This is a genomic window from Halomonas sp. NCCP-2165 (assembly GCF_023708045.1).
GTDB lineage: Bacteria > Pseudomonadota > Gammaproteobacteria > Pseudomonadales > Halomonadaceae > Bisbaumannia > Bisbaumannia pacifica.
Genome location: NZ_BRCY01000048.1, coordinates 1 through 14,638, shown reverse-complemented (window position 1 = coordinate 14,638; position 14,638 = coordinate 1). Strand labels below are relative to the sequence as shown.

The 14,638-nt window shown below is 67.3% G+C and carries 12 protein-coding genes; 9 read left to right on the top strand and 3 right to left on the bottom strand.

Translation table 11 applies throughout. The features are described 5' to 3' along the window. Nucleotides 1-1,027, bottom strand: a 1,027-nt coding sequence (tsaD, locus tag NFU04_RS15950; RefSeq protein WP_251310395.1) for a tRNA (adenosine(37)-N6)-threonylcarbamoyltransferase complex transferase subunit TsaD, incomplete at its 3' end; no start/stop codon positions are given. A 261-nt stretch (nucleotides 1,028-1,288) separates the two neighbouring features. Here tsaD and rpsU point away from each other — a divergent pair. The 3 genes from rpsU (at nucleotide 1,289) to rpoD (ending at nucleotide 5,504) form a co-directional block, all read left to right on the top strand. Next, nucleotides 1,289-1,504: a 30S ribosomal protein S21 gene (gene rpsU, locus NFU04_RS15945; protein ID WP_016416934.1), complete on the top strand. Its 216-nt coding sequence runs from the start codon at nucleotides 1,289-1,291 to the stop codon at nucleotides 1,502-1,504. A 127-nt stretch (nucleotides 1,505-1,631) separates the two neighbouring features. Then, on the top strand, nucleotides 1,632-3,455 hold the full coding sequence (gene dnaG / locus NFU04_RS15940) for a DNA primase (RefSeq protein ID WP_251310394.1): 1,824 nt from the start codon (nucleotides 1,632-1,634) through the stop codon (nucleotides 3,453-3,455). Between the two features lie 216 nt (nucleotides 3,456-3,671). Next, complete coding sequence (gene rpoD, locus NFU04_RS15935; RefSeq protein WP_251310393.1) at nucleotides 3,672-5,504, top strand: RNA polymerase sigma factor RpoD; 1,833 nt, start codon at nucleotides 3,672-3,674, stop codon at nucleotides 5,502-5,504. Nucleotides 5,505-5,580: 76 nt separating this feature from the next. On the opposite strand, the gene NFU04_RS15930 is transcribed toward rpoD, so the two are convergent. Together NFU04_RS15930 and NFU04_RS15925 are read right to left on the bottom strand one after the other, a co-directional pair. Then, nucleotides 5,581-6,213 carry a hypothetical protein gene (locus tag NFU04_RS15930; RefSeq protein WP_251310392.1) on the bottom strand — a complete coding sequence of 211 codons (633 nt, stop codon included), beginning with the start codon at nucleotides 6,211-6,213 and terminating at the stop codon, nucleotides 5,581-5,583. A 63-nt stretch (nucleotides 6,214-6,276) separates the two neighbouring features. Then, nucleotides 6,277-7,200, bottom strand: a complete 924-nt coding sequence (locus NFU04_RS15925; RefSeq protein WP_146801508.1) for a LysR substrate-binding domain-containing protein — start codon at nucleotides 7,198-7,200, stop codon at nucleotides 6,277-6,279. Between the two features lie 180 nt (nucleotides 7,201-7,380). On the opposite strand from NFU04_RS15925, the gene NFU04_RS15920 reads away from it, so the two are divergent. The 6 genes from NFU04_RS15920 to NFU04_RS15895 all read left to right on the top strand — a co-directional run bounded on the left by NFU04_RS15920 (nucleotide 7,381) and on the right by NFU04_RS15895 (nucleotide 14,116). Then, a complete protein-coding gene (locus NFU04_RS15920; RefSeq protein ID WP_251310391.1) occupies nucleotides 7,381-8,760 on the top strand; it encodes an L-serine ammonia-lyase in 1,380 nt (459 codons plus the stop codon). Between the two features lie 553 nt (nucleotides 8,761-9,313). Then, nucleotides 9,314-10,084: an ABC transporter ATP-binding protein gene (locus NFU04_RS15915; protein WP_251310390.1), complete on the top strand. Its 771-nt coding sequence runs from the start codon at nucleotides 9,314-9,316 to the stop codon at nucleotides 10,082-10,084. 76 nt (nucleotides 10,085-10,160) lie between these two features. After that, on the top strand, nucleotides 10,161-10,913 hold the full coding sequence (locus NFU04_RS15910; RefSeq protein ID WP_251310389.1) for an ABC transporter ATP-binding protein: 753 nt from the start codon (nucleotides 10,161-10,163) through the stop codon (nucleotides 10,911-10,913). A 54-nt stretch (nucleotides 10,914-10,967) separates the two neighbouring features. Continuing rightward, on the top strand, nucleotides 10,968-12,185 hold the full coding sequence (locus tag NFU04_RS15905; protein WP_251310388.1) for an ABC transporter substrate-binding protein: 1,218 nt from the start codon (nucleotides 10,968-10,970) through the stop codon (nucleotides 12,183-12,185). 60 nt (nucleotides 12,186-12,245) lie between these two features. Then, the gene (locus NFU04_RS15900; RefSeq protein ID WP_146801512.1) at nucleotides 12,246-13,133 is read left to right on the top strand and encodes a branched-chain amino acid ABC transporter permease; all 888 of its coding nucleotides are present in this window, start codon (nucleotides 12,246-12,248) and stop codon (nucleotides 13,131-13,133) included. Beyond that, nucleotides 13,133-14,116, top strand: coding sequence for a branched-chain amino acid ABC transporter permease (locus NFU04_RS15895; RefSeq protein WP_251310387.1), 984 nt, complete (start codon nucleotides 13,133-13,135; stop codon nucleotides 14,114-14,116). The genes NFU04_RS15900 and NFU04_RS15895 overlap by 1 nt, the downstream gene beginning before the upstream one ends. Nucleotides 14,117-14,638 lie beyond the last annotated feature (522 nt).

Below are 14,638 nucleotides of genomic sequence, written 5' to 3'. Positions count from 1 at the left end.
CGGGGGGAGTGAGGGTATCCATCGGCCAGCGGGGGCGGGCGGCGAAGACGCCGGGCTCGTCGCGTTCACCGGCGAGCAGGCGCTGGGCGCCTACGTAGGCAATCATGGCGCCGTTATCGGTGCAGAAGCGTCCCCGCGGGTAGTAGGCCCGGGCGTCGCGCTTGGCGCACTCGCGCTCCAGGCGCTCGCGCAGGCGCACATTGGCGCTGACCCCGCCGGCCACCACCAGGCGCTTGAGGCCGGTCTGGTCCAGGGCGCGGCGACACTTGATCACCAGGGTGTCCACCACCGCCTCCTCGAAGGCCCGGGCGATATCGGCGCGGGCCTGATCGTCCAGGGTGCCCTCCGCCTCGAAGGCGCGCAGGGTGGTCAGGGTATGGGTCTTGAGGCCGGAGAAACTGAAGTCGAGGCCCGGGCGGTCGGTCATGGGGCGCGGGAAGCGCAGCCGCTTGGGGTCGCCCTGTTCCGCCAGCCTGGCCACCCGGGGGCCGCCCGGGTAGTCGAGGCCGAGCATCTTGGCGGCCTTGTCGAAGGCCTCGCCGGCGGCGTCGTCCACCGACTCCCCCAGCAGTCGGTAGCGGCCGATGCCCTGCACCTCCACCAGCTGGGTGTGGCCGCCGGAGACCAGCAGCGCCACGAAGGGGCAGGCCGGGGGCTCGTCCTCCAGCATGGGGGCCAGCAGGTGGCCCTCCATATGGTGCACGCCGAGCACCGGCCGCTCCAGCGCGAGGGCCAGGCCATGGGCGGTGGCGGCGCCCACCATCAGGGCGCCGGCGAGCCCCGGGCCGGCGGTATAGGCGATGCCGTCCAGGTCGCCCCGGGTGAGACTCGCCTCGGCGAGCACCTCGTCGACCAGCGGCAGCAGCTTGCGGGTATGGTCCCGGGACGCCAGCTCCGGTACCACGCCGCCATAGTCGGCATGCATGGCCACCTGACTGAAGAGGGCATCGGCCAGCAGGCCGTGCTCGGTATCATAGAGGGCGACGCCGGTCTCGTCGCAGGACGTCTCGATCCCCAGTACACGCATGATGGTCAAAGGCTCGCTGGCTCCAAGGAGGAGGGATATTCTACGCATTTGCCCGCGGCGCGTCAGCGTCATTTGCAAAGCCGGGTCACCACGTCTAGAATACTGTGCGCTGTAAGACTGGGTCGTGCACCCGGATTCCCGCTTCCCCACATTTGTCTGCTCACGGTCGTTGTCTCGACCGCGTCAGTGTCTGCGACGGAATCGAGTCCTCAGGGTGTGCGTATCATCCGAACTCATGATCCTAAGGTAGGTGAGTGCTTAATGCCTTCTGTCAAAGTACGTGACAACGAGCCGTTCGACGTCGCACTGCGTCGCTTCAAGCGTTCCTGCGAAAAAGCCGGTGTTCTCTCCGAAGTTCGCCGCCGCGAGCACTACGAGAAGCCGACTGCCGAGCGCAAGCGCAAGGCGGCTGCCGCCGTCAAGCGTCACGCCAAGAAGCTGCAGCGCGAGCGCAAGCGTTTCGAACGGCTGTACTGATCCGTACTGGGGGCGATGAGGGCGCCTGGCGCACATCGTCCCGGAGGGATGCCAAGCGGCCGCCATTCGGTGGCCGTTTGTTTTTTGCTGGACGACATGACCTGCCGGTCTCTCGGGCGACTCAGCCATGGGACAGATTCCCCAACGCTTTATCGATGATCTCCTGGCCCGCGTCGACGTGGTCGAGGTGGTCGGGGAGCGCGTTCAGCTCAAGAAGGCGGGGCGCAATTTCAGCGGCCTCTGCCCCTTCCATCAGGAGAAGACGCCGTCGTTCACCGTCAGCCAGGACAAGCAGTTCTACCACTGCTTCGGCTGCGGGGCCCACGGCAACGCCCTGCGTTTCCTGATGGAGTACGACAAGCTGCGCTTTCCCGAGGCGGTGGAGCAACTGGCCGGCCGGCTGGGCATGGAGGTGCCCCGGGAGGGCGCCGACGACCCCCGGGCCCAGGCCCGGGAGCGCAAGCGCCAGGAGGGCGTCAACCTGCTGGAGCTGGCGGCGAGCTTCTTCCGCGAGCGGCTGAAGATGCCCGAAGCCCAGGCCGCCCGCGGCTACCTGGAGCGGCGCGGGCTGTCGCCGGAGGTGCAGGGCGACTTCGGCATCGGCTATGCCCCGGACGCCTGGGAGGGCCTCAAGCGCCACCTGAGCGAGCGCGGCGTGCCCGAGTCGGTGCAGGTCGAGTATGGCCTGCTGGTGCATCGCGAGGAGAGCGGGCGAACCTACGATCGCTTCCGCGACCGGGTGATCTTCCCGATCCGCGACTTCAAAGGGCGCACCATCGCCTTCGGCGGACGGGTGCTGGGCGACGCCAAGCCCAAGTACCTCAACTCCCCGGAATCTCCGGTGTTCCACAAGGGGCGCGAACTCTACGGCCTCTACGAGGCGCGCCAGGCCAATCGCCAACTGGAGCGCCTGGTGATCGTTGAGGGCTACATGGACGTGGTGGCCCTGGCCCAGTTCGGCATCCGCAACGCGGTCGCCACCCTGGGCACCTCCACCAGCGAGGAGCACCTGCAGCGGCTGTTCCGCCTGGTGGGGGAAGTGGTGTTCTGCTTCGATGGCGACCGCGCCGGGCGCCAGGCCGCCAGCCGCGCCCTGGAGACGGTGCTGCCGCAGATGATCGACGGTCGCCAGGCGCGTTTCCTGTTCCTCCCCGAGGGCGAGGACCCGGATACCCTGGTGCGCCGCGAGGGCCCCGAGGCCTTCGAGGATCGCATCACCTGCGCCAGCCCCCTCTCCGAGTTCCTCTTCGAGGAAGCCGGGCGCGGCCGGGACCTGGCCCGGGTGGAGGATCGCGAGCGCTTCGCCACCACGGTGCTCAAGGCCCTGGAGAAGCTCCCCGAGGGGGTGCTCAAGTCGCTGCTGCTGGGCGAGCTGGCCAAGCGCACCGGCGTCGAGCCGGGGCGCTTCCAGGCGCTGATGAAGGCGGCGGAACCGGCCCCGGTCGAGGCCCCGCCGCCGCTGTCCGAGGCGCCCCCCGGGGAGTGGGGCGAGCCCGAGCCGGCGGCGACGCCGCGGCCCAAGGGCGCGCCGCTCAGCCTGCTGGGGCGCACCCTGCAGCTGCTGGTGCACGAGCCGGCCCTGGTGGCGCGGCTGCCCGAGGAGGGCGGCTGGTGGCCCACCGAGGATCCGGATGCGACCCTCCTCGGCGAGGTGATTCGCCTGCTGCGGGCCGGCGGCTATCGCAGTGGCCAGGTACTGCTGGCCCATTTCCATGGGCGTCCCGAGGGGCAGCGCCTGGCGGAGTTGGTGCGTCGCGAGCTGCCGATACCCCGGGAGGTGCGCGGCGAGGAGCTGGAGGGGTTGGTGGCGCATTTTCGCCGTCGGCATCAGCAGCGCTCGCCGCAGAGCGAATTCGAGGCCCTGTTGTCAAAGGAACGAAATGGCGAGCGGCTCAGTCGAGAAGAGAAACAGCGCCTGAACGAGCTGGTGCTGACACTGAGTCGACGTTAATCGGGCGGGCAGGACTTGAAAAGTCGCCGGTCACCTCCATCTAGGGGGCAGCCGGGAGTTTCCATCGGGGAACCGTACAACCTAACACACCTGAACGACGGCGCAAATGGAGCGCTGGCGGATTGGCGGGGTCAGACGCTATACTGTTTGGCTTTATGGATTTTCGACGCCTGAGCGTTCGGGTGCTTCATTCTTCTTCGTCGAGATAGGGTATCTATGGCTGGAAATGCGCAGCAACAGTCGCGTCTCAAGGAGCTGATCGCGCGCGGCAAGGAGCAGGGTTACCTGACCTATGCCGAGGTCAACGATCACCTCCCCGAGGATATCGCCGACCCGGATCAAGTGGAAGACATCATCGGCATGATCAACGACATGGGCATCAGCGTCGTTGAAGTCGCGCCGGATGAAGACACCCTGATGATGTCCGACCACTCCACCGATGAGCATGCGGCCGAAGAGGCCGTGGCCGCGCTGGCTGCCGTGGAAAGCGACGTGGGCCGCACCACCGACCCGGTGCGCATGTACATGCGCGAGATGGGTACCGTGGAGCTGCTGACCCGCGAGGGCGAGATCGAGATCGCCAAGCGGATCGAGGAGGGCACCCGCGAGGTGATGTCGGCCCTGGCCTACCTGCCGGGGGCCGTGGAGTCGATCCTCGAGGCCTATGATGCCACCCAGGACGAGGAGGCTCCGGGCCGTCTCTCCGACCTCTTCTCCGGCTTTATCGACCCGGACGAGGGCATCCCTGGCGTGGCCGAGGCCGATGTCCCCGAAGAGGAAGAGAGCGCTTCCGTCGACGACGAAGACGAGGACGCCGAAGAAGAAGAGTCCGGCGGTGGCCCGGATCCCGAGGAGGCGCGTGCCCGCTTCGAGCAGATCCGCGAGCAGAACGCCCTGGTCAAGGCCGCGGTGGAGAAGCACGGTTACGGCTCCGCCGAGGCCCAGGCCGAGCAGGCGCGTCTGGCCGAGCTGTTCTCGCCGATCAAGCTGGTGCCCAAGCACTTCGAGCGCCTGGTGGGGCAGGTGCGCATCAGCGTCGAGCAGGTGCGGGCCCAGGAGAAGGCGATCATGCAGGTGTTCGTCAAGCGCGGCAAGGTGCCCCGTAAGGCGTTCATCAAGTCCTTCCCCGGCAACGAGTCCCGCGGCGAGTGGATGGACGAGTTCCTCGCCGACAACGCCAAGTACGCCGATCGCCTGGAACCCTTCCGCGGTGATGTGCAGCGCGCCCAGCGCAAGATCGCCTTCGAAGAGGACATGGTCCAGCTGCCGGTGGGCGAGCTCAAGGAGGTCAACCGTCGCCTCTCCATCGGCGAGGCCAAGGCGCGGCGTGCCAAGAAGGAGATGGTCGAGGCCAACCTGCGCCTGGTGATCTCCATCGCCAAGAAGTACACCAACCGTGGCCTGCAGTTCCTGGACCTGATCCAGGAGGGCAACATCGGCCTGATGAAGGCGGTGGACAAGTTCGAATACCGTCGCGGCTACAAGTTCTCCACCTACGCCACCTGGTGGATTCGCCAGGCGATCACCCGCTCCATCGCCGACCAGGCGCGCACCATCCGTATCCCGGTGCACATGATCGAGACCATCAACAAGCTCAACCGGGTCTCCCGGCAGATGCTCCAGGAGATGGGCCGCGAGCCGACCCCGGAAGAGCTCGGCGAGCGCCTCGAGATGCCCGAGGACAAGGTGCGCAAGGTGCTGAAGATCGCCAAGGAGCCGATCTCCATGGAGACGCCCATCGGCGACGATGACGACTCTCACCTGGGCGACTTCATCGAGGACGGCACCATGCTGCTGCCCATCGATTCCGCCACCGGCGAGGGGCTGATCGAGGCCACCCGCAACGTCCTCGGCGGCCTCACCGCCCGCGAGGCCAAGGTGCTGCGCATGCGCTTCGGCATCGACATGAACACCGATCACACTCTCGAGGAGGTCGGCAAGCAGTTCGACGTGACCCGCGAGCGGATCCGTCAGATCGAGGCCAAGGCGCTGCGCAAGCTGCGTCACCCGTCCCGTTCCGAGCCGCTGCGCTCCTTCCTGGACGAGTAAGGCGGCTCACCCCGCCAACAGAAAACGCCCGCGGCCTTGGCCGCGGGCGTTTTCGTTGGTGCCGGTGACTAGGACCTCAGGCCCGGGTGCGGCGCCAGTGGCGGGCCAGGATCACCAGCTCGATCATGGCGATCAGCACCAGGCCGTAACCGAGCAGCTCCACCACCTCCTCGGCGGCGTCCTTGAAGGTGCGCAGGTACTGCTCCTGGAGGATCGCCTCCCAGAAGGCGCTGCGGCCGTAGAGTCGCGAGAAGACATAGGTGGTCAGGAAGCCGGCGGCGAACAGGCCGAAGGAGAGGCTGTTGGCGTAGTCGGCAAACTCCTCGGCGAAGCGGCGGCGGCGGCGCAGCACCCAGTAGAGGCTGGGCAGCATCACCAGGGCCGCCAGCAGCTGCCAGGCGCCATCGAAGACATGGGTGTCGAGCCAGTAGTCTTGCTCGCGGATAAAGGAGCCGAAGGTGAAGGCGAACAGCAGCAGGGTGACATTGGGCAGCAGGCCCAGCCCCTGGCGGGTGTAGAGCAGCAGCAGGGAGGCGCCGAGCAGCAGGCCGCCCTGGGCCAGCTCGGTAAAGCCGCGCTCGGTGAAGCGCCACTCGGGCAGGTGGCTGGCCTCCCAGAAGGCACCCTGGGCGAGCAGGGCCACCAGCAACAGGTAGAGGAAGGCGCGCAGGGCCAGGGGCGGCAGGCGGTAGGGGGATGGCGTGGGCATGGCTCGATCCATCGATGAAAAGCCTTAATTATACCTGCGCGGCGAGCATTTGCGCAGGCCGGATCACTCGCCGCGGCCGCGCCGCGCCTCCTCCACCAGCCAGTCATGCACCGCCGCCACCCGGCGGTCGTCCAGGGCCCCCGGCGAGTAGACGATGCCGTACTGCTTGCCGGTGGCGACCCGCTCGGCGAAGGGGGCGATCAAAGCGCCGCGCTTGAGCTCGTCGGTGATCAGGGTGCGCCGGGCGATGGCCACCCCCATGCCGGCGATGGCCGCCTCCATGGTCAGCTGGTTGCGGTTGAAGGTATAGCCGCGGCGCACATTGACATGGGGGGCGGCGATGGCCTCCAGGTAGTGCTCCCACTCCGCGTAGTCGTGGCTGCCCCGCCAGGCGGTGACGTCATGCAGCAGCGGGTAGTAGGCCAGGTCCTCGGGGCGCCGCAGCGGCGGCTTGCCGCGCATCAGCGACGGCGCGCAGACCGGGAAGATCAGCTCGTCCATCAGCGGCGTGATGGAGAAGCCCGGGTAGTGGCCGTCGTTGAGGTCGAGGGCCAGGTCGAAGTCGCCGTCGCGCAGCGAGATATTGCTGTCCTCGGCGATCACCTGCACCTCGATGTCCGGGAAGCGCGCTTGCAGTCGGGGCAGGCGCGGCATCAGCCACTTGGCCAGGAAGGAGGGCACGCTGCGCAGGCGCAGGATGCCGCTCATCACTCCCGAGCGCAGCCGCCGCACCTCCTGGCCCACCGCCTGGTAGGCCTCGTCCACCACCGCCGCCAGGCGCCGCCCCTCGTCGGTCAGTTCCAGGCGCCGCGGCAGGCGGCGGAACAGCTTGAAGCCCAGGCGCTCCTCCAGCTGCTTGATCTGCTGGCTCACCGCCCCGGTGGTCACGTGCAGCTCCTCGGCGGCGCGGGTAAAGGAGAGGTGATGGGCGCTGACCGCGAAGACCTTCAGCCAGGCATGGGTCTGGGCATTGAGGTGTCGGCTCATGGTTGAGTTTTACTAAATCCAGGAGAAGATATTTTCGATTGTCTCGCGAATCCATCGCCGTGAACATAGCGTAAACGCCTCGACGAGGCAGCCCATAATGTCCGATGCTTTAGTCAGATTGATGCGTTGCGACGAGATAGTCTGAATGGCGACGGTCGACGTCGCCCGGGGGTAAGCGAGATGTCCATCAGTGTGTTCGACCTCTTCAAGATCGGCGTGGGGCCGTCCAGCTCGCATACCGTGGGGCCCATGCGCGCCGCCTACGACTTCGTCGAGAGCCTGCGCGCCCAGGACCTGCTGGAGCGGGTGGCCCGGGTCGAGGTGCAGCTCTACGGCTCGCTGTCCGCCACCGGCATCGGCCACGGCACCGACCGGGCGGTGATCATGGGGCTGATGGGCGAGCGTCCCGATCGCATCGATCCCAAGATCATCTCGCCCTGCATCGAGGAGCTGCTGGAGTCCCAGAGCCTGCTGCTCGACGGCCGCCTGGCGATCCCCTTCCTGTGGCCCCGCGACATGCAGCTGCTGGAAGAGAACCTGCCCCATCACCCCAACGCCATGCGCCTGATCGCCCACGGCCATAGCGACGAGCTCTACCGCAACACCTACTATTCGGTGGGCGGCGGCTTCGTGATCGACGAGGCCCAGGCCCAGCAGGGCGACCTGGATACCGACACCACGCCGTTGCCCTACGACTTCAACTCCGCCGCCGAGCTGATGGCGCTGTGCCGCATGCACGACCTGCGCATCAGCGAACTGATGCTCGAGAACGAGAAGGCCTGGCGCGACGAGGCCGAGATCCGCGGCGAGCTGTGGGCCATCTGGCAGGCCATGCAGGAGTGCGTGGACAACGGCCTGGCCGCCGAGGGCATCCTGCCCGGCGGGCTCAACGTCAAGCGCCGCGCCAATGCCCTGCATCGCCGCCTGGAGGCCATGGAGGACAGCTCCAGCCTGATCGCCTCCACCTTCTCCGCCATGGACTGGGTCAACGTCTTCGCCCTGGCGGTGAACGAGGAGAACGCCGCCGGCGGGCGCATGGTCACCGCGCCCACCAATGGTGCGGCGGGCATCATCCCGGCGGTGCTGCACTACTACATGAAGTTCCAGCCCGGCGCCTCCGAGCGCGACGTGGTGGACTTCCTGCTGGCCGCCGGCGCGGTAGGCATCCTGTGCAAGAAGAACGCCTCCATCTCCGGCGCCGAGGTGGGCTGCCAGGGCGAGGTGGGCTCCGCCTGCGCCATGGCCGCCGCCGGCCTGGCCGAAGTGATGGGCGGCTCGGTGGGTCAGGTGGAGAACGCCGCCGAGATCGGCCTGGAGCACAACCTGGGCCTGACCTGCGATCCGGTGGGGGGCCTGGTGCAGGTGCCCTGCATCGAGCGCAACGCCATCGCCTCGGTGAAGGCGATCAACGCCGCCCAGATGGCCCTGCGCGGCGACGGCGAACACTTTATCTCCCTGGACAAGGTGATCCGTACCATGCGCGACACCGGTCGCGACATGCAGGACAAGTACAAGGAGACCTCCCGCGGCGGCCTCGCGGTCAACGCCATCGAATGCTGATGTAACCTTCTCTCTCTCGTATCAACCCTTTGGGCGCTCTCTCGGGCGCCCTTTTTTTGTTGGTGGCCGCTGCGTCGAATCGCCGAATCGCCGGCTAAAGCCAGCTCCTACGAGGTGGGGGTGCCACTGGGGTGGTAGGAGCCTGCTTCAGCAGGCGATGGCTAAAGCCGGCTCCTACGAGGTGGGGGTGCCACTGGGGTGGTAGGAGCCTGCTTCAGCAGGCGATGGCTGGTCGAATCGCCGAGATGCCGAATCGCCGGCTAAAGCCAGCTCCTACGAAGTGGGGGGTGCCACTGGGGTGGTAGGAGCCTGCTTCAGCAGGCGATGGCTGGTCGAATCGCCGAGATGCCGAATCGCCGGCTAAAGCCAGCTCCTACTCGTCGGGCGCAGGAGAAGGCCCCATCTCTACACCCTTGGTCGAGTTCAACGTTTCGGTGGTTGAACGGCTGGGTCGATCTGTTCTAGCTTACGTTAACGTAAAGTGATGGCGTCCTCCGCCGTCGCTCGCCAACAACAACAAGAGCCGGGCGCAGCAGTGCCCAGAGGACACCCTATGACCCAGGAGTTCATCCTCGAGACTCGGGGGTTGACCAAGGAGTTTCGCGGCTTCACCGCGGTGGACGGCGTCGACCTCAAGGTCCGGGAGGGGCATATCCACGCCCTGATCGGCCCCAATGGCGCCGGCAAGACCACCGTCTTCAACCTGCTCACCAAGTTCCTGCCGCCCACCCGCGGCGAGATCCTCTACCGGGGCGAGGCGATCACCGCCATGAAGGCCAACCAGATCGCCCGCATGGGCCTGGTGCGCTCCTTCCAGATCTCCGCGGTGTTCGGCCATATGACCGCCCTCGAAAACGTGCGCGTCGCCCTGCAGCGCCCCATCGGTACCTCCTTCCATTTCTGGAAATCGGCGAAGAGCCTCGATCACCTCAATGCCCGCGCCCTGGAGCTGCTCGACGAGGTGGGCCTGGTGGAGTACGCCGACGTACTCACCGTGGAGATGCCCTACGGGCGCAAGCGCGCCCTGGAGGTGGCCACCACCCTGGCCCTGGAGCCGACCCTGATGCTGCTCGACGAGCCCACTCAGGGCATGGGCGCCGAGGACGTGGACCGCATCGTCGAGCTGATTCGCCGCGTCGCCAAGGGCCGCACCGTGCTGATGGTGGAGCACAACCTCAGCGTGGTCAGCCGCCTCTGCGACCGCATCACCGTGCTGGCCCGGGGCGCGGTGCTGGCCGAGGGCGACTACGCCACGGTCTCCGCCGACCCGCGGGTGCGCGAGGCCTATATGGGCAGCGAAGCCGAAGAGGAGGTCAGCGCATGACGCCACTCGCCGAAACCCTGGAGACCTCGGGCTACCGCGATCATCACCCGGAGCGAGCCGCGGAGGAGATCAATCCATGACACAGCTTGCCGAAACCCAGGAGAGCGCCGGCTACCGCGACCACGACGGCGCGGAGATGCTGCGGATCAGCGACCTGCACGCCTTCTACGGCGAGTCGCATATCCTCCACGGCGTCGACCTCGACGTGAAGCGCGGCGAGCTGGTGACCCTGCTGGGCCGCAACGGCGCCGGGCGCAGCACCACCCTCAAGGCGATCATGAGGCTGGTGGGGCGGCGTACCGGCTCCATCGTCATCAACGGCACCGAGACCCTGGCCCTGAAGCCCCACCGCATCCCGCGCCTGGGGGTCGGCTACTGCCCGGAGGAGCGCGGCATCTTCGCCAGCCTCGACGTGGAGGAGAACCTGCTGCTGCCGCCCACGGTGCGCTCCGGGGGCATGAGCCTCGACGAGATCTACGAGATGTTCCCCAACCTCTACGAGCGGCGCCGCAGCCAGGGCACCCGCCTCTCCGGCGGCGAGCAGCAGATGCTGGCCATGGCGCGCATCCTGCGCACCGGCGCCCGGCTGCTGCTGCTCGACGAGATCACCGAGGGCCTGGCTCCGGTCATCAACCAGGCCCTGGCCGAGGTGCTGCTCAAGCTCAAGGCGCGTGGCATGACCATCGTGCTGGTAGAGCAGAACTTCCGCTTCGCCGCGCCCCTGGCCGACCGCCACTTCGTGATGGAGCACGGTCGCATCATCGAGGAGATCAGCGCCGCCGAACTGCCCGGCCGCCGCGACCACCTCAACCGCCTGCTGGGGGTCTGACCCCCGCCTCATCCGACCAACAACAATAACGGGCCCACGCCCATGGAGAATTGCATGACCCTAACCAAGAAGTGCCTCGCCAGCAGCATCGCCCTCGCCACCGCCCTGGCCGCCGGCGGCGCCCAGGCCGAGCTCAGCGACGACGCCGTGCGCATCGGCTACCTGGCGGACATGTCCGGCACCTACCGCGACCTGGCCGGCCCCGGCGGCCTGGCCGCCCTGGAGATGGCGGTGGAGGATTTCGGCGGCAGCGTCAATGGCACGCCCATCGAGGTGTTCAGCGCCGACGACCGCAACAGCGCCGACGTGGGCGCCAACACCGTGCGCGGGTGGGTCGACCAGAGCAACGTCGATATGGTGGCGGGCATGGTCGCCTCCTCGGTGACCATCGCCGTGACCCAGGTGCTGGAGCAGTACGACAAGCTGGGCCTGGTCTCCGGCTCCGCCGCCTCCAGCATCACCAACGAGCACTGCACCCCCAACCATATCCACTGGGTCTACGACACCTACCCGCTGGCCAACGGCACCGCCCGGGCGGTGGTTGACCAGGGCGGCACCGACTGGTTCATGCTGACCGCCGACTACGCCTTCGGCCACGCCCTGGAGGGCGACGTGGAGAAGGTGGTCACCGAGAACGGCGGTAACATCGTCGGCCGGGTGCGCCACCCCTTCCCGACCAGCGATTTCTCCTCCTATATCCTCCAGGCCCAGGGCTCCGGGGCGCAGATCGTCGGCCTGGCCAATGCCGGCGCCGACACCGTCAACGCCATCAACACCGCCAGCCAGTTCGGCCTGACCCAGAGCGGCCAGCAGCTCGCCGGCCTGCTGGTGTTCCTCAACGACGTCTACGCCATGGGCCTGGACGCCACCCAGGGCCTGCTGCTGACCACTGGCTGGTACTGGAACATGGACGATGAGGCCCGCGAGTGGTCCGAGCGCTACTACGAGCGGGTCGGGCGCATGCCGACCATGGTCCAGGCGGGCATCTACTCCAGCACCATGCACTACCTCAACGCCGTGGAGGCCACCGGCAGCGACGACACTGCCACCGTCCGCGAGCACATGATGTCGCAGCCGATCCACGACTTCTTCGCCCGCAACGGCCATATCCGCGCCGACGGCCGCATGGTCCACGACATGTACCTGGCCCAGGTGAAGACCCCGGAGCAGTCCGAGGGCGAGTGGGACCTCTACCATATCCTCGCCACCATTCCCGCCGATCAGGCCTATCGCCCGCTGGCCGAGAGCCAGTGCGACCTGGTGCAGAACTAACCACCGGCCCGGCGGCCCCGACGGGGCCGCCGCCTTCCCGCTGGCGAGGAGATTCCTACCATGACGATGATATTCGGGGTGCCCCTGGCGGTATTCATGGGGCAACTGCTGCTGGGGCTGATCAACGGCGCCTTCTACGCCCTGCTCAGCCTGGGCCTGGCGGTGATCTTCGGCCTGCTGAAGATCGTCAACTTCGCCCACGGCGCCCAGTACATGCTGGGCGCCTTCGTCGCCCTGCTGGGCTCCCGCTACCTGGGGCTCGACTACTGGCTGGCGCTGCTGCTGGTGCCGCTGGTGGTGGGCGGCTTCGGCATGCTGATCGAGCGCCTGCTGCTGCGCCGTATCGCCCACCTGGACCACCTCTACGGACTCTTGCTGACCTTCGGCCTGGCACTGATCTTCGAGGGCGCCCTGATCAACCTGTTCGGCGTCTCCGGGGCCAGCTACCCGATTCCCGAGGCGCTGCAGGGCGGCGTCAACCTGGGCTTTATGTTCCTGCCCATCTACCGCGGCTGGGTGCTGGTGGCGGCCCTGGCGGTGTGCCTGTTCACCTGGTTCATGATCGAGCGCACCCGCCTCGGCGCCTACCTGCGCGCCGGCACCGAGAACCCGGCGCTGATGCAGGCCTTCGGCGTCAACGTGCCGCTGCTGATCACCCTCACCTACGGCTTCGGGGTGGCCCTGGCCGCCTTCGCCGGGGTGCTGGCCGCGCCCCTCTACCCGGTGTCGCCGACCATGGGCTCGAGCCTGTTGATCGTGGTCTTCGCGGTGGTGGTGATCGGCGGCATGGGCTCCATCCTCGGCGCCGTACTCACCGGCCTGGCCATGGGCCTGATCGAGGGGCTCACCAAGGTCTATTACCCCGAGGCCGCCAACACCGTGATCTTCCTGGTGATGATCCTGGTGCTGCTGCTGCGCCCCGCGGGACTCTTCGGTAAGGAGGCATGATGGACACCACCCAGACCCTTTCCCCCACCCGGCAGCGCCAGCGCCGCGCCCAGTGGCGCCGTCAGGCGCTGGCCCTGGCGCTGCTGGCCGTGGGCCTCGTGGCCCCCTTCGTCGCCTACCCGGTGTTCCTGATGAAGGTGCTGTGCTTCGCGCTCTTCGCCTGCGCCTTCAACCTGCTGCTCGGTTATGCGGGGCTGCTCTCCTTCGGCCATGCCGCCTTCCTGGCCACCGGCGGCTACGTCACCGGCTATTTGCTGGCCAGCTACCCGGGGCTGACCCCGGAGCTCGGCATCCTCACCGGCACCGCCGCCGCCGTGGCGCTGGGGGCGCTGTTCGGGGTGCTGTCGATCCGCCGCCAGGGCATCTACTTCGCCATGGTGACCCTGGCCCTGGCCCAGCTGATGTTCTTCGTTTTCGTGCAGTCGCCCTTCACCGGCGGCGAGGACGGCCTGCACGGCGTGCCCCGGGGCGAGCTGTTCGGGCTGATCAGCCTCAACAGCAACCTGGCCATGTACTACTTCGTCTTCGCGGTCTTCCTGATCGGCTTCGCCATCATCCAGCGCGCCGTGCACTCGCCCTTCGGCCAGGTGCTCAAGGCGATCCGCGAGAACGAACCCCGGGCGGTGTCGCTGGGCTACAACGTCGACGCCTACAAGCTGCTGGCCTTCGTGCTCTCCGCGGGCCTGGCGGGCCTGGCCGGCTCCACCAAGACCCTGGTCTTCCAGCTCGCCTCCCTGACCGACGCCCACTGGCATATGTCCGGCGAAGTGATCCTGATGACCCTGCTCGGCGGCGTCGGCACCCTGTTCGGCCCCCTGGTCGGCGCCGGCCTGGTGGTCAGCCTCCAACACCTGCTCGCCCAATCGCCGCTGGGCAACTGGGTCAGCGTCATCCTCGGCCTGATCTTCGTCGTCTGCGTGCTCAGCTTCCGCAGCGGCATCGTCGGCGAAATCCTCAAGTCCTACCGGAAGAACTTCAAGTAACTCCCCCATGCCTCAAGCTTGGCGCCCCAAGGGCGCCTTTTTTCTGCCACCACCACCGCTCCCTCTGGACGACCACCGGTGTTGTAGGAGCCGGCTTCAGCCGGCGATTGACCCGCAAACCACCAGGCTATGGCCACCGGATTTGGTGAGATCTTCTGGTTTTGTGGGAGCGCAGATTCTGCGCGATATCGCCCGCAGGGCGATCTTGTTAGCCCACCAAAGCAGCAATCGGCACCACCAACAGCCGTAGGAGCCGGCTTTAGCCGGCGATATCGCCCGCAGGGCGATCCTGATGGTCACTAAGGCAGCAATCGTCACCATCAACTGCCGTAGGAGCCGGCTTCAGCCGGCGATAAAACCGCAGACCACCAGGCAATGGCCTCCAGCCTTGGGGAAAGCAACTATCCCCTGTGGGAGCGCAGATTCTGCGCGATATCGCCCACAGGGCGATCCTGGCACCCCATGCCACCATGCCCCCCTACCAATCTCCAATCCTTTCCACCACCCCAACCTTTGCCTGTC

What these genes read in the sequence shown, in the direction of transcription:
- rpsU (WP_016416934.1), top strand. Translation starts at nt 1,289, where the DNA reads ATGCCTTCTGTCAAAGTACGTGACAACGAGCCGTTCGACGTCGCACTG.
- dnaG (WP_251310394.1), top strand. Translation starts at nt 1,632, where the DNA reads ATGGGACAGATTCCCCAACGCTTTATCGATGATCTCCTGGCCCGCGTC.
- rpoD (WP_251310393.1), top strand. Translation starts at nt 3,672, where the DNA reads ATGGCTGGAAATGCGCAGCAACAGTCGCGTCTCAAGGAGCTGATCGCG.
- NFU04_RS15930 (WP_251310392.1), bottom strand. Translation starts at nt 6,213, where the DNA reads ATGCCCACGCCATCCCCCTACCGCCTGCCGCCCCTGGCCCTGCGCGCC.
- NFU04_RS15925 (WP_146801508.1), bottom strand. Translation starts at nt 7,200, where the DNA reads ATGAGCCGACACCTCAATGCCCAGACCCATGCCTGGCTGAAGGTCTTC.
- NFU04_RS15920 (WP_251310391.1), top strand. Translation starts at nt 7,381, where the DNA reads ATGTCCATCAGTGTGTTCGACCTCTTCAAGATCGGCGTGGGGCCGTCC.
- NFU04_RS15915 (WP_251310390.1), top strand. Translation starts at nt 9,314, where the DNA reads ATGACCCAGGAGTTCATCCTCGAGACTCGGGGGTTGACCAAGGAGTTT.
- NFU04_RS15910 (WP_251310389.1), top strand. Translation starts at nt 10,161, where the DNA reads ATGACACAGCTTGCCGAAACCCAGGAGAGCGCCGGCTACCGCGACCAC.
- NFU04_RS15905 (WP_251310388.1), top strand. Translation starts at nt 10,968, where the DNA reads ATGACCCTAACCAAGAAGTGCCTCGCCAGCAGCATCGCCCTCGCCACC.
- NFU04_RS15900 (WP_146801512.1), top strand. Translation starts at nt 12,246, where the DNA reads ATGACGATGATATTCGGGGTGCCCCTGGCGGTATTCATGGGGCAACTG.
- NFU04_RS15895 (WP_251310387.1), top strand. Translation starts at nt 13,133, where the DNA reads ATGGACACCACCCAGACCCTTTCCCCCACCCGGCAGCGCCAGCGCCGC.